General features: G+C 71.3%; 15 protein-coding genes. 10 read left to right on the top strand and 5 right to left on the bottom strand.

Features of this window, described 5'->3' with window-relative positions:
- Window positions 1–38: 38 nt before the first annotated feature.
- The 4 genes from O3X23_RS27145 to O3X23_RS27130 all read right to left on the bottom strand — a co-directional run bounded on the left by O3X23_RS27145 (window position 39) and on the right by O3X23_RS27130 (window position 5,353).
- Window positions 39–863 carry an SDR family NAD(P)-dependent oxidoreductase gene (locus tag O3X23_RS27145; RefSeq protein ID WP_269274198.1) on the bottom strand — a complete coding sequence of 275 codons (825 nt, stop codon included), beginning with the start codon at window positions 861–863 and terminating at the stop codon, window positions 39–41.
- Window positions 864–1,304: 441 nt separating this feature from the next.
- The gene (locus O3X23_RS27140) at window positions 1,305–3,380 is read right to left on the bottom strand and encodes an APC family permease (protein ID WP_269274197.1); all 2,076 of its coding nucleotides are present in this window, start codon (window positions 3,378–3,380) and stop codon (window positions 1,305–1,307) included.
- Window positions 3,381–3,573: 193 nt separating this feature from the next.
- Window positions 3,574–4,440 (bottom strand): Fpg/Nei family DNA glycosylase, encoded by an 867-nt coding sequence (locus O3X23_RS27135; protein ID WP_269274196.1) that lies wholly within the window; start codon window positions 4,438–4,440, stop codon window positions 3,574–3,576.
- Window positions 4,441–4,567: 127 nt separating this feature from the next.
- On the bottom strand, window positions 4,568–5,353 hold the full coding sequence (locus O3X23_RS27130) for a S1 family peptidase (RefSeq protein WP_443047988.1): 786 nt from the start codon (window positions 5,351–5,353) through the stop codon (window positions 4,568–4,570).
- Between the two features lie 329 nt (window positions 5,354–5,682).
- Between O3X23_RS27130 and O3X23_RS27125 the strand changes: the two genes are divergently transcribed.
- From O3X23_RS27125 to O3X23_RS27080, 10 genes are all read left to right on the top strand, one after another.
- Window positions 5,683–7,902, top strand: coding sequence for an NADP-dependent isocitrate dehydrogenase (locus O3X23_RS27125; protein WP_269274194.1), 2,220 nt, complete (start codon window positions 5,683–5,685; stop codon window positions 7,900–7,902).
- Window positions 7,903–8,156: 254 nt separating this feature from the next.
- Complete coding sequence (locus tag O3X23_RS27120; protein ID WP_269274193.1) at window positions 8,157–8,756, top strand: acyltransferase; 600 nt, start codon at window positions 8,157–8,159, stop codon at window positions 8,754–8,756.
- A 553-nt stretch (window positions 8,757–9,309) separates the two neighbouring features.
- A complete protein-coding gene (locus tag O3X23_RS27115) occupies window positions 9,310–10,491 on the top strand; it encodes a hypothetical protein (protein ID WP_269274192.1) in 1,182 nt (393 codons plus the stop codon).
- On the top strand, window positions 10,488–11,255 hold the full coding sequence (locus tag O3X23_RS27110) for a WecB/TagA/CpsF family glycosyltransferase (RefSeq protein ID WP_269274191.1): 768 nt from the start codon (window positions 10,488–10,490) through the stop codon (window positions 11,253–11,255). Before O3X23_RS27115 ends, O3X23_RS27110 begins: the two co-directional genes overlap by 4 nt.
- On the top strand, window positions 11,255–12,514 hold the full coding sequence (locus O3X23_RS27105) for a nucleotide sugar dehydrogenase (protein WP_269274190.1): 1,260 nt from the start codon (window positions 11,255–11,257) through the stop codon (window positions 12,512–12,514). Before O3X23_RS27110 ends, O3X23_RS27105 begins: the two co-directional genes overlap by 1 nt.
- Before the next feature lie 4 nt (window positions 12,515–12,518).
- Window positions 12,519–13,643, top strand: a complete 1,125-nt coding sequence (gene wecB, locus O3X23_RS27100) for a non-hydrolyzing UDP-N-acetylglucosamine 2-epimerase (RefSeq protein ID WP_269274189.1) — start codon at window positions 12,519–12,521, stop codon at window positions 13,641–13,643.
- A gap of 197 nt (window positions 13,644–13,840) precedes the next feature.
- Complete coding sequence (locus O3X23_RS27095) at window positions 13,841–14,665, top strand: chain length determinant protein (protein WP_269274188.1); 825 nt, start codon at window positions 13,841–13,843, stop codon at window positions 14,663–14,665.
- A 39-nt stretch (window positions 14,666–14,704) separates the two neighbouring features.
- Window positions 14,705–16,297, top strand: a complete 1,593-nt coding sequence (locus tag O3X23_RS27090; RefSeq protein WP_269274187.1) for a lipopolysaccharide biosynthesis protein — start codon at window positions 14,705–14,707, stop codon at window positions 16,295–16,297.
- Between the two features lie 129 nt (window positions 16,298–16,426).
- Complete coding sequence (locus tag O3X23_RS27085) at window positions 16,427–17,548, top strand: hypothetical protein (protein ID WP_269274186.1); 1,122 nt, start codon at window positions 16,427–16,429, stop codon at window positions 17,546–17,548.
- A 60-nt stretch (window positions 17,549–17,608) separates the two neighbouring features.
- Window positions 17,609–18,415: a glycosyltransferase family 2 protein gene (locus O3X23_RS27080; protein WP_269274185.1), complete on the top strand. Its 807-nt coding sequence runs from the start codon at window positions 17,609–17,611 to the stop codon at window positions 18,413–18,415.
- 19 nt (window positions 18,416–18,434) lie between these two features.
- Here the strand turns inward: O3X23_RS27080 and O3X23_RS27075 are convergent, their stop codons facing one another.
- Window positions 18,435–19,385 (bottom strand): glycosyltransferase, encoded by a 951-nt coding sequence (locus O3X23_RS27075; protein ID WP_269274184.1) that lies wholly within the window; start codon window positions 19,383–19,385, stop codon window positions 18,435–18,437.
- Window positions 19,386–19,459: the final 74 nt, after the last annotated feature.

Raw genomic sequence — 19,459 nt, 5'->3', positions numbered from 1 at the left:
ACTTGGACATGTACCGCCTCGGTTCGGGTGTCGGTGATTCAGCCGGTCCGGCCGACCAGATGGTCGGCGACCTTGCACAGCCGGCGGACGGTGCGGTCCTCCATCGCCACGGGAGCGGCGGGCGAGATCGCGGTGCGGTCGTAGTAGGCGCCGGGTACGAGCTCGGTCGCCGGGTCGCACAGCCGCACCACGCGGGCGGCGCCCTCGGCGGACGAGTCGCCCTCGTGCGCGTACAGCGGCAGCAGGGCCGTGTCGCAGATGCCCGGGTGCACGCTGACGGAGGTGCAGCCGGCGTCCGTGCCCGCGCCCGCCCTGGCGAAGATCGTCAGGGCGAGCTGGGACTGGGCGTAGGCAGCCAGCCGGGAGTAACGCCGGGAGCGGTTCAGGTCGTTCCAGGCGATGGACGCCGTGCGGTGCATCGACGACGACACGTGGACGACGCGGCTGCCGGGCCGGGCGGTCAGGGGCCCGGCCAGTTCGCGGGTGAGGAGGAACGCGGCGAGGAAGTTGACCTGGAAGGCGAGCTCGTTGCCGTCGGGGGTCATCGTGTGGCGCTCGGGGGCGGCGACCGCCGCGTTGTTCACCAGCACGTCCAGGACGGGATGCGTGTCGGCGACCTTGGCGGCCATCGCCCGCACCTCCTCCAGCCGGGAGAAGTCCGCGATGACGAGGTCCAGTCGGGACGCCGCGACGCCGGCGGCCACCAGCCGGGTGACGGCCTGCTGCCCGGCGGCGAGGTCCGGCGCGTGCACGATGACGGTGCTGCCCTGCTCGGCGAGCAGCCGGGCGGTCTCCCAGCCGATACCGGAGGTGGCGCCGGTGACCAGCGCGGTGGGGCGGACGGGTGAGGAGGGTGAAGACATGATCACTCCGGGATTGCGGGATTGCGGGATTGCGGGTTGTGGGACAGGGCTCAGGAGAGCGAGACGGCACAGAGGTGCCGGGGAAGTGCGCCACCGGGCTCGTCGAGCGATGGGCGGTGACGGGGGAAGTGCGTCAGCGCACCGGAGGTGAACAGGGCGCAGCACCCGGCGGCACCGTATGCGGTGGCCGGTCGTCATGGCGCAGGCAACTGTTCACGTCTCCATCCAAGGAGACGGCGGGGCCCGGACTCAAGGGGAACCGTGGAACCCTGACGGTCCCCTGACAGCGTTCCGGGGGGAGGCCGGGCGGGACCCTGCTGGGCCACCACCTTCCCTGTGCGGTACAGCGCACGCACCGGAACATGCGGCCGCCCCGGGCCGGTTGATCTCGCCGGTGGGCCCGGGGCAGTTCGTGGTGATCAGACGGTGGGTGGCCGGCGGTCAGCGCGTGTCGGCCCGCTTGGTGTCCGCGGTGGGGTCGTCGGCGGGCTCGGGGTGCTTCGCCCACGGGGTGAGGGCGGGTTCGCCGCGGCGGACGGCTCCGGGGGCGCGGCGGGACGGGCGGGGCGGGCGGAGCTCGGACGAACTGAGTTGCCAGGGCACGCTGATGACCATGACGCCGGGGAGGAACAGCAGCCGGCTCTTGAGCCACAGCGCGGACTGGTTGTGCAGCAGGTTCTCCCACCAGTGGCCGACGACGTACTCGGGGATGAAGACACTGATCACATCACGGGGGCTGGCGCGGTTGAGCGACCGTACGTACTCCACGACCGGGCGGGTCACTTCCCGGTAGGGCGACGCCAACGTCTTCAACGGCACCTCGATCCCGAAGGCGTCCCATTGGTCCTGGAGGCCCTTGGCCTCGTCGCGGTCGACCGAGACGGTGAGCGCTTCGAGGGTGTCCGGACGGCAGGCGCGGGCGTAGGCGAGAGCCCGCAGCGTCGGCTTGTGGACCTTCGAGACCAGCACGACGGCATGCACACGCGCCGGCAGCACCGTCTCGTCCGTCGGGTCGGTGACCGCCAGTTCGGCCGCGGTGTTGTCGTAGTGCCGCCGGATGCCGCGCATCATGAGCCACAACGCCACCGCGGCGATCACCGCCAGATAGGCGCCCTGCATGAACTTCGTGAGCAGCACGATGACCAGGACCAGGCCGGTGACGAACGCCCCGACGCCGTTGATCAGCCGTGCCGTCCGGTGCCGGCGGCGCTGGGCCGGGTTGGTCTCGTCGCGCAGGGCGCGGTTCCAGTGCCGGACCATGCCGGTCTGCGACAGCGTGAAGGAGGTGAAGACGCCCAGGATGTACAGGTGGATGAGGCTGGTGACCGAAGCGTCGAACACCCAGAGGAGGGCGCCGGCGACGACGGCCAGCGCGACGATGCCGTTGGAGAAGGCGAGCCGGTCGCCGCGGGTGTGCAGTTGCCTGGGCAGGTAGCGGTGCTGCGCCAGGATCGAGGAGAGCAGCGGGAAGCCGTTGAACGCGGTGTTGGCGGCCAGCACCAGGACCAGCGCGGTGGCGGCCTGGATGAAGAAGAAGCCGAAGCTGTGATCGCCACCGAAGATCGCGGCGGCCAGCTGGGCGATGACGGTGCGCTGCGGCGTGGTCGCACAGTCCCCGGCGAAGCCCGTGAGACGGCAGGTGTCCTCGGTGATGTGGACCTTCGCGATCATCGCGAGGGCGGTGATGCCGGAGAACATCACGACGGCGATCAGCCCCATCGCGGTCATCGTGGAGGCCGCGTTGCGGGACTTGGGCTTGCGGAACGCGGGCACCCCGTTCGAGATCGCCTCGACACCGGTGAGCGCGGTGCACCCGCTGGAGAACGCCCGCAGCCCCAGCATCAGCAGTGCCAGACCGGTCAGATTGCTGTCACCGGGGGCTGCCGTGACGCCGTACGCGGCGGACTCCGCCACCGGGGCGTCGCCCACCAGCCAGCGGAACAGCCCGGTGGCACACATGATCAGCACGCCCGCGACGAACAGATACGTGGGCGCCGCGAACGCCCGGCCGGACTCGCGCACGCCGCGCAGGTTCACGGCGGCCAGCAGGGCCACGAACCCCACCGCCATGGCAGTGCGGTAGTCGTTGAGCGAGGGCACCGCGGAGATGATGTTGTCGACGCCGGAGGCGACCGACACCGCGACGGTCATCACGTAGTCGACGAGCAGCGACGCGGCCACCACGAGCCCGGCGGACGGGCCGAGGTTGGCGGCGACCACCTCGTACGAACCGCCGCCGGACGGGTAGGCGTGCACGACCTGGCGGTAGGACAGCACCACGACGGCCATCAGCCCGACCACCGCCACCGCCACCCAGGTCGTCAGATGGAGAAAGGCCAGCCCGCCGAGGGTGAGCACCAGCAGGATCTCCTGCGTGGCGTACGCGACCGACGACAGCGGGTCCGACGCGAAGATCGGCAGCGCCAGCCGCTTGGGCAGCAGCGTCTCCTGCAACCCCTCACTCGGCAACGCCCGCCCGATGATGACCCGCTTGATTCCATCCACGATTCTCGCCACGCGGGGGAGCGTAGAGGCCGCTCGGCCGTCCGGATCGCGCTGAAGAGGGCGTCAAAGGGCCCTCGATCCGGCGCATCATGACGCCAACTACCGTGCGGAGCAGGGGAATAAGCGTTCCGGTGTGCGGTCGCCCGTTCGGGACGGCCCCGGCCGTCGGGCGCCAGTCTTAACGAAATCCATACGGTGCCGGCCGCTACTTCAGCAATCGGGACATCCGCCGGTCGGCCAGGGGCTTGCCGCCGGTCTGGCAGGTGGGGCAGTACTGCAGGGCGGAGTCGCTGAAGGACACCTCGCGGATGGTGTCGCCGCAGACCGGGCAGGCCTCGCCCGCGCGCCCGTGGATCCGCAGCCCGCTCCTCTTTTCGGCCTTCAGATGGCGCAGGTCGACCCCGTCGGACCGCTCGATGGCGGCGGCGAGCGTGGAGCCGATCGCCGCGTAGAGCAGGGCCACCTCGTCCTCGGAGAGGTTGGCCGCCAGTTTGAACGGGGACATCCTGGCGGTGTGCAGGATCTCGTCGGAGTAGGCGTTGCCGATGCCCGCGATCGTGCCCTGATCGCGCAGGACGCCCTTGATCTGGCGGCGGTCGCCGGTCAGCAGCCCGGTGAAGAGCTCCGGGGTGAAGTCCGCCGAGAGCGGGTCGGGCCCGAGACGGGCGATGCCGGGCACGTCCTGAGGATCACGCACCACGTAGACCGCGAGGTGCTTCTTGGTGCCGGCCTCGGTGACGTCGAACCCGGCGCCGTCGGGTTCGGAGAGCCGCACCCGCAGCGCCAGCGGGCCCTTGCCGGGGCGCGGCGGCTCCTGCGGCAGCGCGTCGTTCCAGCGCACCCAGCCGGCGCGGGCGAGGTGGATGACCAGGTGCAGTTCCCCGGCCCGCAGGTCGAGGAACTTCCCGTGCCGGGTCACGCTGTCGAAAACGCGGCCTTCGAGCGCGCCGGGCGGCGGGTCGTAGGTCTTGAGCGCGTTGACGGCGAGTGGGTACACCTTCGCGACGGTTCGGCCGACGAGGTGGTCGGCCAGGAAGTGGGTGAGGGACTCGACCTCCGGCAATTCGGGCATGTCCCCAGTCTGCCCCGGTACGGCCCGATCGGTCGGTTGCGGCGGCGCCCGGGGGTGCGTGGGCGACCCGGGCGCCGCCCGCGCGTGGGTTCGCGCGGGCGGCGGGGCCACCCGTGGGGGGGCTGAATCAGAGGCCGGCGGCGGCGCTCTGGATGGCGGAGGCGAAGGTGCTCACCTCGGTGTAGACGCCGGGGTAGCCGGCGCGTGCGCAGCCCTCGCCCCAGCTGACGATGCCGACCTGGACCCACTGGTTGTTGTTGTCCTTGCGGAACATCGGACCGCCGGAGTCGCCCTGGCAGGTGTCGATGCCGCCCTGGGGCAGTCCGGCGCAGATCTCCTCGCCGGGTATCAGGTCGCCGCCGTAGGAGCTGCTGCAGGACGCGTCGCTGACGAAGGGCACCTTGGCCTTGTACAGGTAGCGCTGCTGGCCGCCGCCCTCGCTGCGGGCGCCCCAGCCGGCGATGTCGAAGGTGCCGGAGTTGTACGCCGTCGTGCCGGCGATCGGCAGGGTCGGGAGGTTGATGGGCTTGGCGAGCTTGATCAGCGCCCAGTCCTTGCCGCTGCCGTTGTAGCCGGGGGCCTGCAGCACCCGGGTGGACTTGACCTTGACGGCGCTGCCGCTCTGGAGGTCGACGACGCCCGCGGTCGCGGTGATGGAGGTGTTCGCGCCGCTGCCGTTCACGCAGTGTGCGGCGGTCAGCACGATCTGCTGGGTGTACAGCGCGCCGCCGCAGCCCATGGAGAGCCGGACCATCCAGGGGAACTCGCCCTGCGCGGCGCGGGTGCCGCCGACGACGGACGGCCCGGGCTGCGGGGTGGGGGTGCTCGCCTGGGCGTCGAGGGGCTGGAGGCTGAAGACAGCGAGGGTGATCGCGCCGAGCGCCGCGTACTTTTTGAGTGGGTTCAGGCCCAGGGGCCTGAGGCCGAGCGGCTTCAGGAAGTTCTTCAACGGTCTTCCTCTCGTGTGGGGGGAAGGCACGCAACGGCAGGTCCATGACAACTCTGACTCCGGAAGACACCGCCGGTACTTCCGGTTCGGATGACGGATGCCGCAAGAGTGCCGGTGTGAGTGTGCTGGCGGAGCGATCCCTGCGGCAAGTGAGCCTTTTCGGCCAATCCGGGCCCGCTCGCCGACGGCGCCGGCGCCGGGGTGCCGCGGCCCGGGGCGGGGGTCGGTTTCGGACATCGGCGCTCACGAGATATCTTGATGTCGAGACGTTGTCGACGTGAAGCGGAGTACTGGTGACTGACTCGACCATCATCTATACGCACACTGACGAGGCCCCGGCCTTGGCGACGTATTCGCTCCTGCCGGTGATCCAGGCCTATGCCTCGACCGCGGGTGTCCGTGTGGAGACCCGCGACATTTCGCTCAGCGGCCGTATCATCGCCAGCTTCCCGGAGCGTCTCGCGGAGGGTCAGCGCGTCGATGACGCGCTCGCCGAGCTCGGTCAGCTCGCCAAGACCCCCGAAGCCAACATCGTCAAGCTGCCGAACATCTCGGCCTCGATCCCGCAGCTCAAGGCGGCCATCGCCGAGCTGCAGAAGATCGGCTACGCGCTGCCGGAGTACCCGGACGACCCCAAGACCGACGAGGACCGGGACGTCCGCGCCCGCTACGACAAGGTCAAGGGCAGCGCCGTCAACCCGGTGCTGCGCGAGGGCAACTCCGACCGCCGGGCGCCCACGTCCGTCAAGAACTACGCCAAGGCGCACCCGCACCGCATGGGCGCGTGGACGGCCGAGTCGAAGACCAACGTCGCGCACATGACCGCCGACGACTTCCGCTCCACCGAGAAGTCCGTGGTCATCGCCGAGGACAGCACGCTGCGCATCGAGCTGCTGGGCGACGACGGCACCACCACCGTGCTGCGCGCGTCGGTCCCGGTGCTCGCCGGCGAGGTCGTGGACGCGTCCGTGATGCGCGTGGCCGCGCTGCGGGAGTTCTTCACCGCGCAGGTCGCCCGTGCCAAGGCCGAGGGCGTGCTGTTCTCGGTGCACCTGAAGGCCACGATGATGAAGGTCTCCGACCCGATCATCTTCGGCCACGTCGTGCGGGCCTTCTTCCCCAAGACGTTCGCCGCGCACGGCCAGGCGCTCGCCGCGGCCGGCCTGAGCCCCAACGACGGGCTCGGCGGCATCCTCAAGGGCCTGGAGTCGCTGCCCGAGGGCGCGACGGTCAAGGCGTCCTTCGAGGCCGAGCTGGCCGAGGGCCCCGAGCTGGCCATGGTCGACTCCGACCGCGGCATCACCAACCTGCACGTGCCGAGCGACGTGATCGTCGACGCGTCGATGCCGGCCATGATCCGCACCTCGGGCCACATGTGGGGCCCGGACGGTTCGGAGGCCGACACCCTGGCCGTCATCCCCGACAGCAGCTACGCCGGCATCTACCAGGTCGTCATCGACGACTGCCGCGCGCACGGCGCCTTCGACCCGGCGACCATGGGCTCCGTCCCGAACGTCGGCCTGATGGCGCAGGCGGCCGAGGAGTACGGCAGCCACGACAAGACCTTCGAGATCCCCGCCACCGGCACCGTCCGGGTCGTCGACGCGGCCGGCAATGCCGTACTGGAGCAGCCGGTCGGTGCCGGCGACGTGTTCCGCATGTGCCAGACCAAGGACGTGCCGATCCGCGACTGGGTCAAGCTCGCGGTCAACCGGGCCCGTGCCACCGGCAACCCGACCGTGTTCTGGCTCGACGAGAGCCGTGCCCACGACGCCAACCTGATCGCGAAGGTGAAGGCGTACCTGCCCGAGCACGACACCGACGGGCTGCAGATCGAGATCCTGGCCCCGGAGCAGGCGATCGCGTTCTCCCTGGAGCGCATCCGCCGCGGCGAGGACACCATCTCGGTCACCGGCAATGTGCTGCGCGACTACCTGACGGACCTCTTCCCGATCCTGGAGCTCGGCACGAGCGCCAAGATGCTCTCCGTCGTCCCGCTGATCAACGGCGGCGGCCTGTTCGAGACGGGCGCCGGCGGCTCCGCCCCCAAGCACGTCCAGCAGCTGCTCAAGGAGAACTACCTGCGGTGGGACAGCCTGGGTGAGTTCCTCGCCCTGGCCGTCAGCTTCGAGCACCTCGCGCAGAGCACGGGCAACGCCCGCGCCCAGGTCCTGGCCGACACCCTCGACCGGGCGACCGGCACGTTCCTGAACGAGGACAAGTCGCCCAGCCGCAAGCTCGGCGGCATCGACAACCGCGGCAGCCACTTCTACCTGGCGCTGTACTGGGCGCAGGAGCTGGCCCGGCAGACCGACGACGCACAGCTGGCCGAGGCGTTCACCGCGCTGGCCACGACGCTGGCCGAGCAGGAGCGGACCATCGTCGACGAGCTGATCGCCGTCCAGGGCTCGCCGACCGACATCGGCAGCTACTACCGTCCCGACGACGCCAAGGCCTCGGCCGTGATGCGCCCGTCGAAGACGTTCAACGACGCCATCGCGACGCTCGGCTGACACCAGCCGCACCGCGGGGGCCCGCTGAGCCGGTCCCGTTGAGCAAGGCCCGTTGACCTGGGAGAACATCCCGGGTCGGCGGGCCTTCTCGTTTTCCCGGGCACCGGACGCCCCGAGCGGGGAGCCCTCGCCGCCCCGGCCCCGAAGGCGAATTCATGAACAGTCCGTTGACTCCGGGTAGTTGATCTCTTCACAGCCCCTATGCTCGACCTGCACAACTTGTGCACCCTCGCCCGCCGTTAGGGGACGACGCCGTGAGAGCCAGGATCCAACCCACCGCGCAGGTGGACGACACCGCGGAACTCGGCGACGGGACCACCGTCTGGGATCTGGCGCAGATCCGCGAGCAGGCCCGGCTCGGCCGCAGTTGCATCGTCGGCCGGGGCGCCTACGTCGGTCCCGGCGTGCGGATCGGCGACAACGTGAAGCTGCAGAACCACGCCCTGGTGTACGAGCCCGCCGTGCTCGGCGACGGGGTGTTCGTCGGCCCCGCCGTCGTGCTCACCAACGACTTCTACCCGCGCGCCGTGGATCCTTCGGGGAAGCAGAAGCGCGGCGGGGACTGGGAGCCCGTCGGAGTGGAGGTGCTGGAAGGCGCCTCGCTGGGCGCCCGTTCGGTGTGTGTCGCACCGGTGCGGGTCGGGCGCTGGGCCCTGGTCGCGGCCGGCGCCGTGGTCACCCGGGACGTGCCGGACTTCGCCCTGGTGGCGGGTGTGCCGGCGCGCCGCGTCGGCTGGGTCGGACGGGCCGGGGTCAAGCTGGTGGAGCGCACCGGTGAGCCGGGCGTCTGGGAGTGTCCCAGCACCGGAGTGCTGCACGACGAGAAGGAGGGCGCGCTCTTCGAGCGTGGCTGACGTGCCGCGGTGAGGTTGCGTACGCAATTCCTCAAAAGGCCGATCAGCGAACATCCGTAGGCATACCGTGTGTATGTACGCGCGAGCTGAGCACGCAACACGCGGTGCGCAGTGGGGGTTTGTACGTGGTGGGGGCACCTGTGGCAGTGGGGTCGAAGTGAGAACCGCTTCGACGGATGCTGCCTGTTCAGGCGCGCCCGATGCCGACCGGTGGTCGGATCGGGCGCAGGTAGTGCGGTGTTCGATCGGCGCACGGCATCGGTGGGGCGATGCCCGCGGGCCGACCCGGGCGGCGTCACGCACGGCCCTCTCCGCGGAGCGAGAACCGCAAGTCTGAACCAGGAGAGACCAGAGGGGGGGTAGGTGTGCCAGAGCCGCACCGCTCGGACATACGTGGTCCGCGCAGACGACTCGCCGTCGCACCCGATTCGCCGGGTGCGCGCGGCGGACACCGTCGGGAGGACCGACGGCCTGATCAACGGCACGACCCAGCAACTCGCACCGGACCGACCGCAGTACGCCCTGCCGGGCGCGGAAGCGGGGTGGGGGTGCGATGACCACGACACGACTCGACGCCCTCGCGGCCGCGGACCGGCCGCTGCACGCCCTCGCCGAACGCCTCCTCGCGGTGGCCGAGGCGGGACTGCCGGGGATGTACGTGCCCGGCGACGACACCTTCGTCTTCACCCGGGCGGGAACCGCCGCGCCCGACGGCTCCTGGCACCTGGAGCAGCGCGGGACGAGCACCCGGTACGCGGCGATCACCGCGCTGGGCGCCCAGTACCTGCCCGAGGCGCGGCAGCGCGCCGTCCTGGGCGGGCACAGCGCCGAGGAATACACCGGGCTGCTGGTCCAGCGACTGCCCGCGGTGCGCAACCTCGGCGACGCGGCGCTGATCGCCTGGGCCGCCGCCGAGACCGGCCATCCCAAACTGTCGGACGCGCTGGAGCGGGTCGCGGCACTCGACGAGGCCGGCCGCCCGCAGTACACGGTCGAGGCGGCCTGGGTGCTGTCGGCCCTGGCGGCCGCGCGCGGCACGGTGGATGTGGAGAAACGTCTCACCGCCGCCCGTGACCGGCTTCTGCGGGCCAGGATCGGCGACAGCCCGCTGTTCCCGCACGCCACCGGGCCCGGCCTGGTGCCGTGGTACCGGTCGCACGTGGCCTGCTTCGCGGACCAGACCTACCCGCTGCAGGCCCTGGCCCGCGCCCACGCCGGCGGCGGCGATCCGGAGGCGCTCGCCGCGTCCGAGGCGTGTGCCGCCCGCATCTGCGCCCTGCAGGGCGACGGCGGGCAGTGGTGGTGGCACTACGACGCGCGCCGGGCGGGAGTCGTCGAGGGCTATCCCGTCTACAGCGTCCACCAGCACGCGATGGCCCCGACCGCGCTGTTCGACCTCGCGGACGCGGGCGGCAGCGACTTCGCCGCGGCGATCCGCAGCGGGCTGCGCTGGATGACGGACGTACCGGAGCTGACCGGGCCGGCCGCGGCCCAAGCCGGTTCCGCCGCCGAGCCGTTGATCCTCGACGAGCTCGGGGTCACCTGGCGCAAGGTCTTCCGCGGCGACCCGAAGAAGGCCGTCCGCGCCGCCCGCGGGCTCACCACCCGCGTCGTTCCGAAGGCGCGGCTCACCCCACTGGACCGGGTGTTCCGCCCGGCCTCGGTGGACCGCGAATGCCGGCCGTACGAGTTCGGCTGGATGTTGCACGCCTGGCTCGGGGGAGCGCCCAGATGAAGCGGCAGACCTTGTTCGGCGTCCCACTGGACGCGATGACCATGGACGAAACCGTTCAGCGCTGCCTGGAGGCGGTGCGGAACGACGAACAGCTCGAGATCGGGATGGTGAACGCCGCGAAGCTGGTCAACATGCGGCGCGATCCCCGGCTCGCCCACGCGGTGGCCGGCTGCGACCTCGTCCTGGCCGACGGCCAGGCGGTCGTGTGGGCCGGCAAGCTGCTGCGGACCCCGCTGCCGGAACGGGTCGCGGGCATCGACCTGTTCATGCGCCTGCTGGCGGCGGCCGAGAAGGCGGACCTGTCCGTGTACTTCCTCGGCGCCAAGCAGGAGGTGCTGCAGCTGATGCTGGAGCAGGTCGGCGCGCGCTTCCCCGCCCTGCGGGTGGCCGGCAGCCGCAACGGGTACTTCGCCGACACCGAGCAGGAGGCCGTCGCCGACGCGATCGCCGACAGCGGCGCCCAACTGCTCTTCCTCGGCATGACATCGCCCAAGAAGGAGAACTTCACCGCCGGCTACGCCAAGCGCACCGACGCCCATGTCGTGCACGGCGTCGGCGGCTCCTTCGACATCCTGGCCGGCATCACCAAACGCGCCCCCGAACGCTGGCAGCGCATGGGCCTGGAATGGCTCTACCGCACGCTGCAGGAACCCCGACGGCTCGGCAGGCGCTACTTCACCACCAACGCCCTCTTCCTCGTCATGACGGCGCGGGAACTCATCCGCCGCACACCGGCAACCGGTTTCGCCAACAGGAGGTACTGATGCGCGTCGTCGTGGTGGGACAGGGGTATGTCGGGCTGCCATTGGCCGTCCGCGCCGCCGAGGTCGGTCACGAGGTGATCGGCTACGACGTGGCGACCCAGCGGGTCAAGAGCCTGGCGGCGGGGGAGTCCTACGTCGAGGACGTCTCCTCCGAGCGGCTGCGCGCCGTCACGGCCAGCGGTGCGTACCGGGCGAGCGAGTCGGCCCGGGACTGCGGCGGCTTCGACGTCGCGGTGGTGACCGTGCCGACGCCGCTGCACGAAGGGGTGCCGGACCTGCGCTACATCGAGGAGTCGGCCCGTACCCTGGCGCGCTACCTGCGCCCCGGTGCCACGGTGGTGCTGGAGTCGACCACGTACCCGGGCACCACTCAGGAGCTGTTCGCCCCGCTGTTGGAGGACGGTTCGGGACTGACCGCCGGAGCCGACTTCCATCTCGGCTACAGCCCGGAGCGCATCGACCCCGGCAACCCCGTCTGGGGTTTCCAGCAGACGCCGAAGGTCGTCTCGGGCGTCGACGCGGCGTCCTTGAAGGCGGTGCAGAGCTTCTACGACGAGCTGGTCGACACCACGGTGCCGGTCGGCTCGCCGAAGGAGGCCGAACTGGCCAAACTCCTGGAGAACACCTTCCGGCATGTGAACATCGCGCTGGTCAACGAGATCGCGATGTTCGCGCGCCACCTCGACATCGACGTCTGGCAGGCCATCGACGCGGCGTCCAGCAAGCCGTTCGGCTTCATGAAGTTCACGCCGGGCCCCGGCGTCGGCGGGCACTGCCTGCCGATCGACCCGTCCTACCTGTCCTGGCGGGTGCAGCGCGAGCTCGGCCAGAGCTTCCGCTTCGTCGAGCTGGCCAACGACATCAACAGCCACATGCCCGAGTACGTCACGCGCCGGATCATCGACGCGCTCAACACCAAGCGCCGCTCGGTGAACGGCTCGCGCGTCCTGCTGCTCGGGCTGGCCTACAAGAAGAACACCGGCGACGCCCGCGAATCGCCGGCGCTGCGCATCTCCCAACTGCTGCTCAACATGGGCGCCAAGGTCCGGGCGGCGGACCCGCACGTGGTGGAGAGCATGGCGGTCGACGCCCGCGTCACCCGGGTCGAACCCACCAAGAAGGAACTCGCGGCGGCGGACGTGGTCGTCCTGCTCACCGACCACGACTCCTTCGACTACAACCTCGTCACCGAGCACGCCTCGTTCATTCTCGACTGCCGCCGCAAACTCCCCGCCGGACCCACGATCGAGGTGCTCTGAACACGTGAGGATCATCTGCGTCGCCGGAGCGCGACCCAACTACATGAAGATCAAACCGGTGATGGACGCACTGGAGCGCCGGGGCGCCGAAGTGGTCCTGGTCCACACCGGGCAGCACTACGACGAGTCCATGAACGACGTGTTCTTCCGCGATCTCGGTATCCGGCCGCCCGACCGCTTCCTGGGCGTCGGCTCGGGCACCCACGCACAGCAGACCGGCCGGGTGATGGCGGCCTTCGAGCCGCTGCTCGACGAGGTGGCCCCGGACGCGGTGGTGGTGGTCGGCGACATCAACTCCACCCTCGCCTGCGCCCTGGTGACCGCGAAGGCCGGCCCGTTGCTGGCCCACGTCGAGGCCGGCCTGCGCAGTCGCGACTGGAGCATGCCGGAGGAGGTCAACCGCGTCGCCACCGACCGGGTCAGCGACTATCTGCTGGCCCCGTCGCCCGACGCCGCGGTGAACCTGCGCGCCGAGGGGTACCGGGACGACCAGATCCACGTCGTCGGCAACGTCATGATCGACACCCTGCTCGCCAACCTGGAGCGGGCCAGGGCGTCGGACGTGCTGGAGCGGTACGGACTGCACCGCGGCGAGTACGGCCTGGTCACCTTGCACCGGCCGGCCAACGTGGACGATCCGCAGGCGCTCACCGCGCTGCTCAAGGCGCTCGGTGAGATCGCCGACCGCTGTCCACTGCTGCTGCCCGTGCACCCGCGGGCGGCCGGCAAACTGGCCGAACTGGGGGTGCCCGGTGGGATCCGGCTCGTGCCGGCGGCCGGGTACCTCGACTTCATCGCCCTGCAGGACGCCGCCCGCATCGTGCTGACGGACTCGGGCGGCATCCAGGAGGAGACCACCGCGCTGGGCGTGCCGTGCGTGACGCTGCGGGACAACACGGAACGGCCGATCACCGTCGAGCAGGGCACCAACGTGCTGGCGGGCCGGGATCCGGAGCGGATCGTCGCCACGGTCAACCAGGTCCTCGACCACCCGCCCGCGGCCCGCTGCCCGGAGCTGTGGGACGGGCACGCCAGCGACCGCATCGCCGACGTCCTGCTGGAGGGGGGCACCGCGCGCAGCCGGCCCAGACCCACCGACCTGCGGGCCGGGGACGACCCGGGCAACTAGGTACGGTTCGCAAGGAGTCGGGCGGCCGCGGGGACGGCCGCCCGGAGGGGGCCGGAACCGGCCGCACCCGATCGGGAAGCGCCATATGCTCGATCACAGTCGGCACGGGGGCGGGCCGGCGAACGGAACGGATACGACAGTGTCGCGGCTGCCGCGGCGCGCGATACCCACCACGTGGGCCGCGAGGGGGAACCACCATGGATCTCGCAGAGATCTGCCGGGTCATGCGCAGGCGCTGGTACGTCCTGCTGCCCGGACTGCTGCTCACCGCGGCACTGACGGCCGGCGTGTACCTGGTGGTGCCGATCACGTACCAGTCGCAGAGCACCGTGGCCCTCCTCAACTCGCAGAAGGCCACGGTCGCCTTCGACGGCAACCCGTTCCTGAGCACCCAGACGTCACTCACCGGGATGGCGGACAGCCTCGCCCGCAACCTCAACTCCGACGCCTCGATCGCGGACCTCAAGGCGCGCGGGGTCACCGGGGTCTACCAGGCGATGATCGCCGACAACGCGCAGGGCCCGTTGATGTGGCTGACCGTGACCGGCACCGACCCGGACAGCGTCCTGGAGTCGGACAAGATCCTGACGGAGTACGCCGAGAGCCGGTTGCAGCAGTTCCAGACGGAGCAGTCCGTCGCACCGAACGCCATGATCCGCATGACGACGATCGTGCCGCCGCAGAACCCCGTGGCTCAGACCAAGACACGGCTGGAATACCTCATCATGGCGGGCGGGCTGGGGCTGGTGACGAGCCTGGTCGCCACGTTCTACGTCGAGGCCCGGCGTCGGCCGCGACCCGTTGCGCACCCCGCGGACGAGGAACTGCCGGCCGCCGAGGACACGCCGGACGAGCAGCCGCAGGCCGCCGCACAGCCGGCCGCCGCCCAGCCGGCGGGGGACCGGCCGGCCGGGGCCGAGCACCCGGAAGGGCCGGCGGCCCGACCGGCGCCCCGATGGTCCAAGCCGGTCGAGGAAACCGACTCCTCAACGACCGAGACAGAAGCGCACCGGTTTGTGTGACCCGCACATTCTGCGAGCCACTCGACAAGGAGTCGACCCATGGAAAGGGCACGCGTAACGGCCCCCACGGCCGGCGAATCGCCCGGTACGACCGGCACCCCCGCCACTTCGGTGGGCGCCGCCGGGACCGGAACGGACTCCTCCACCGCCCTCGAAACCACCCCTGACGCCGCAACCGAGCCCGCCCCGCCGTCACTGGGGCAGAAGGTCAGATCGGCCGCCCGGTGGAGCCTGGTCAACACCGTCGTCATGCGGCTGGGCAACTTCGTCACGGGCATCATCCTGGCGCGCTTCGTCCTGGGGCCGGCGGACTGGGGCGTGTACGGCATCGCCCAGACGGTGCTGCTGGTCCTGCTGTCCGCGAACGAACTGGGCGTCGGACTGGCCATCGTGCGCTGGGAGGGCGACGCCCGCCGCTTCGCACCGACCGTCCTGACCCTCAGCGCGATCTCCAGCTGTCTGCTGTACGCGGCGCTGTTCACGGCGGCCCCGACCGTCGCGCGGCTGCTGGGCTCGCCCGAAGCCTCGGGCGTCCTGCGGGTGATGTGCCTGTGCGTGGTCCTCGACGGACTGTCGCAGGTGCCCGCCGGCTTCCTCACCCGGGAGTTCGCCCAGGGCAAACGGATGGTCATCGACGCGCTCAACTTCGTGCTGAGCACCGGCGTGACCCTGCTGCTGGCCTTCGAGGGCTGGGGTGCGATGAGCTTCGCCTGGGGAGCGGTGGCGGGCAACGTCGCGGCCCTGGTCGGCTGCTGCGTGGCGGCGCCGGGCACGCTGCGGTTCGGCTGGAACCCCGAGCAGGCGCGGGCGCTGCTCCGGTTCGGGCTGCCGCTGGCGGGCGCCAGCATGCTGGCCCTCGGCGTGGTCAACGTGGACACGATGGTGGTCGGCTCCACCACCGACAAGGTGGCCCTGGGCTTCTACGTGCTCGCGTTCAACATGTCGGGCTGGCCGGTGCGGATCATCTCCGAGGCGGCACGCCGGGTCTCCTTCGCCGGGTTCTCCCGGCTCGCCGACTCACCCCAGGCGCTCGCCCAGGGGTTCAGCCGCGCGCTGGGCGTCCTGATCACCGGCACGGTCCCGCTGTGCGTGCTGCTGGGAGTCCTCGCGGGCCCGATCGTCACCCTCGTCTACGGGGACCAGTGGCTCCCCGCCGCCGGGGCACTGCCCTGGCTGATGGTGCTCGGGCTGGTGCGCATCGGCTGCGAGCTGGCGTACGACTGCCTGGTCGCCATCGGGCAGCGCCGTTCCCTGATCATGGTGCAGGGGCTGTGGCTCGTCGCGCTCATCCCGGTCCTGATCTTCGCCGGACGGGCCGACGGCATCGTCGGGGTCGCCCAGGGCCATGTCCTGGTCGCCGGCGGCCTCGTGGTGCCGGTGTTCCTCTTCGCGCTGCGCCGGGGCGGCATCAGCCTGGGGTCGGTCGCCCGCGCCTGCGCGTGGCCCTTCCTCGGCGGGGCCGTCATGGCCGGGGTCGTCCTCGGCCTGGAGCGGGGGTTCGGCGACAGCCGGCTCGCGCTCCTCGCCATCGGAACCGTCGCGCTGGGCGTCTACGTGCTGTGCGTGCTGCCCAGCCGCGACTTCCTGCGGGGCACCCGGCCCAGCGGCGGCAAGCACCGGAAGATCGCATGAGGTCACCCGTCATGAGGTCACGCGTCATGAAGTCGAGAGTCAGCAAGTCGAGAGAGAACGGCAGAACGATGCTTTCCAGGGCGACCGGCCCGGCACCATGGATCGACGAGAGACCACAAGGTGGGTCGTATGCTCAGACGAAAAGGCCATCTGCTGCGCTTATTACTGGCGGGTATCGTGCTCGCCGGCGCGTTCACCGTCTTTGTGGCGACGCGCTCCAGTAACGGCGAGCGCTCCGTCGCCGACTGCCCGGACACCGCGATGACATGCCCGGGGCAGAGCGCTCCCCCCGATGACGCGGTTCCGCCCACGAAGCCGGGCACGACCGTGCCCGGCGCCGGCAGCGGCACGCCCGTGCCGCTCCCGACGGTGCGGCCCCCCACCACCGGGAGCACGAGCGGCGGGACCGGGCAGCCCCCGGCGTCGGGGCCGTGCGCCTCGGCCGCCGCCTGCGGCTTCCCCGACGCGCGGACCACCGGTCCGCGCACCGCCATCGCGGCGCACAACACCGGGGCCATGACCGTCAAGACCGACGGCATGGTCATCAAGGGCTGGAACATCACCGGCTCGCTCGACGTCTACGCCAACAACGTCACGATCATCGACACCAAGATCACCTCGGACAACTGGTGGGGGATCAACCTGCGTCCCGGCTTCAGCGGGCTGCGGGTCCTGCACTCCGAGATCACCGCCGTACCGGGCAAGGGGCCCGACAACGGCGGCGTGGACTACGCCGTCTCCAACATGGGGGAGAGCTCCGTCGAGGTCGGCTGGAACGACATCTCGGTGTTCGGCAACGCCCTGTCGATGGGGCAGGGCAACCTCCACGACAACTACGTGCACGACATCGTCCCGTTCCGGAACCTGGGCGGTGAGTGGCAGCACACCGACGCGGTGATCAGCGGCGGCGGCAACAAGGGCCAGCTGATCATCCGGCACAACACCCTGCTCAACGCCACCAGCGCCGAGCAGGGCGCCTCCGCCAGCATCGGACTGTTCGCGGACACCGGCGTCGTGTCCAACACCGTTGTGGACGGCAACTGGATCGCCGGCGGCGCGTACGCCCTGTACGGGGGCAACAAGGGTGCCACCGGCATCAAGGTCACCAACAATGTCTTCTCGACGCAGTTCCACCCCAAGTGCGGCGTGTACGGTCCGGTCACCGCCTGGAACGCGGGCGGCGCCGGAAATGTGTGGAGCAACAACCGGATGTCGACCGGCGTGCCCGTCGCCGCCGGATCCCTCGTCTGACACCGCCATGAACACCGCCCGACCGGGACGTCAGCGCCCGCCCGTCCGAAAGAGGTCACGATGCGCCGTATCGCCCGGCTCCCCTGGGAGCTGCTCAAGTGGGCCTTCGGCTGGCTGGTGCTCTTCGAGACCAGGAACAAGGTCCTGCTGGCCCCCTCGGCGGTGCGGCTGCGCCGCTTCGAGAACGCCGAGACGGTGCGCCTGACGGCCGGCCCGGTGCGGCCGCCCGAGGCCCTGGTCGCGACGGTGATCGCCACCCACCGGCGCCCGGAGGCGCTGCTCGCGGCGGTGGCCTCCGCGCTCGGGCAGACTGTACGCGACCATGTCGTCATCGTGGTGGACGACGGCGCGGGGCTGCCGGAACTGCCCGCGGACCCCCGGCTGTTCGCGGTGTCGCTGGCACGGAACACGGCCACCGCCGGCGTGGTCCGCAACGTCGGGATCCGGCTGACCCGTTCGCGGTACGTCGCGTTCCTGGACGACGACAACCGGTGGGAGCCGGACCACCTGGAACAGGCGCTGGCGGTACTGGAGGCGCCGGGGGGACCCGACGGCGTCTACACGGCGCTGCGCCGGGTCCTGCCCGACGGGACCGACATGGACATCCTGTCGGTGCCCTTCGACCGCCGCAGGTCTGCCCGCGAGTCGTTCCTGGACACCAACGCCTTCGTGGCCCGCCGCACCGCCGCCCTGCACTTCAGCCGGATCCGCCGGACCCCGAAGGTGCTGCCGCGCGAGGACTGGGAGCTCGTCCGCCGGTACAGCAGACGCCACGAGGTGCGCCACGTCCCGTGCGCCACGGTCCGGTACCTGGTGAACCCGGCGAGCTTCTACACCGCGTGGGAGGGGTCGGCGCCGCCCGTCTAGGCGGGCGGCGCCGGGGGGCTCACGGCCCGGGAGTCGCGCGCAGGGCCGACGGGCTGAGCAGGGCGGCGGCCGCCGCGCGGCTCGCGGGCCTGCCCAGCGCGGCGCGGGAGGTCTCGCGCAGCAGGACCGCCGCCCGGAAGGCGGCGGTCGCCACCGGGCCGTGCCGGCGCCGGTAGAGGCGGACGCGGTTGAGGGTCAGCAGGGTCCACAGGCGCGGCGAGACCTGCGAGTCGCCGCCGAGGTGCAGGGCGCCGGCCGCGGGCTCCAACCGGGTCGCCCAGCCGCGGTCCCCGGCCCGCAGGCAGTACTCGGTCTCCTCGGAGTACAGGAAGAACGACTCGTCCCACGGGCCGCAGGCGTCCAGGCACTGCGCCGACAGCGCCATCAGGGCCCCGGTCGCCCAGTCGGCGCGGGTCGGGGCCGCGTACGCGGCGGGGTCGGTGACCAGTTCGCTCCAGCGCGGGAAGCGGCCGGCCCTGCGGTTGCCCACGACCGCCTCGCCCAGGGCCCGGCTCACGCTCGACTCGCGGCGCAGCGAGTGCAGGGGCGCACCGTCCTCCTCCTCGTACAGCAGCGGCACGCTGATCCCGACGCGGTCGCCGTCGGGCAGCCCGGTGTCCAGCGCGTCGACCAGCAGTTTGGCGCAGCCCTGCCGCATGCGGATGTCGGGGTTGCACACCAGCGCGGCCCGGAAGCCGCCCTCCCACCGGGCGGCGGCGCCCAGCGCCGCGTTGACGCCGGCGGCGTACCCGGCGTTGCGGCCGGTCTGCACGAGGGTGGCGTCGGGGGCGAGGGCGCGCAACAGGTCGACCGTGTCGTCGGACGAGTCGTTGTCGGCGACGACGAGCCGCCAGTCCAGGCCGGCCATGCCGTCGGGCAGCGACGCGATGAACTCCGGGAGCACCGCGGCGCTGTTCCAGGTGACGACCAGGACGGCGACAGGGCCCTCGGTCGCGTTCTTGGGGGGCATCAGGACTCCACGAGTTGGGATTCGGCCTCGCGCCGGGCGGGCGCTTCGGTCCGGGTCTCAGGTACGGGCGGGAG

It is taken from the genome of Streptomyces sp. H39-S7 (assembly GCF_027158205.1).
Taxonomy (GTDB): Bacteria; Actinomycetota; Actinomycetes; order Streptomycetales; family Streptomycetaceae; genus Actinacidiphila.
This window is presented reverse-complemented; position numbering and strand designations above follow the sequence as displayed.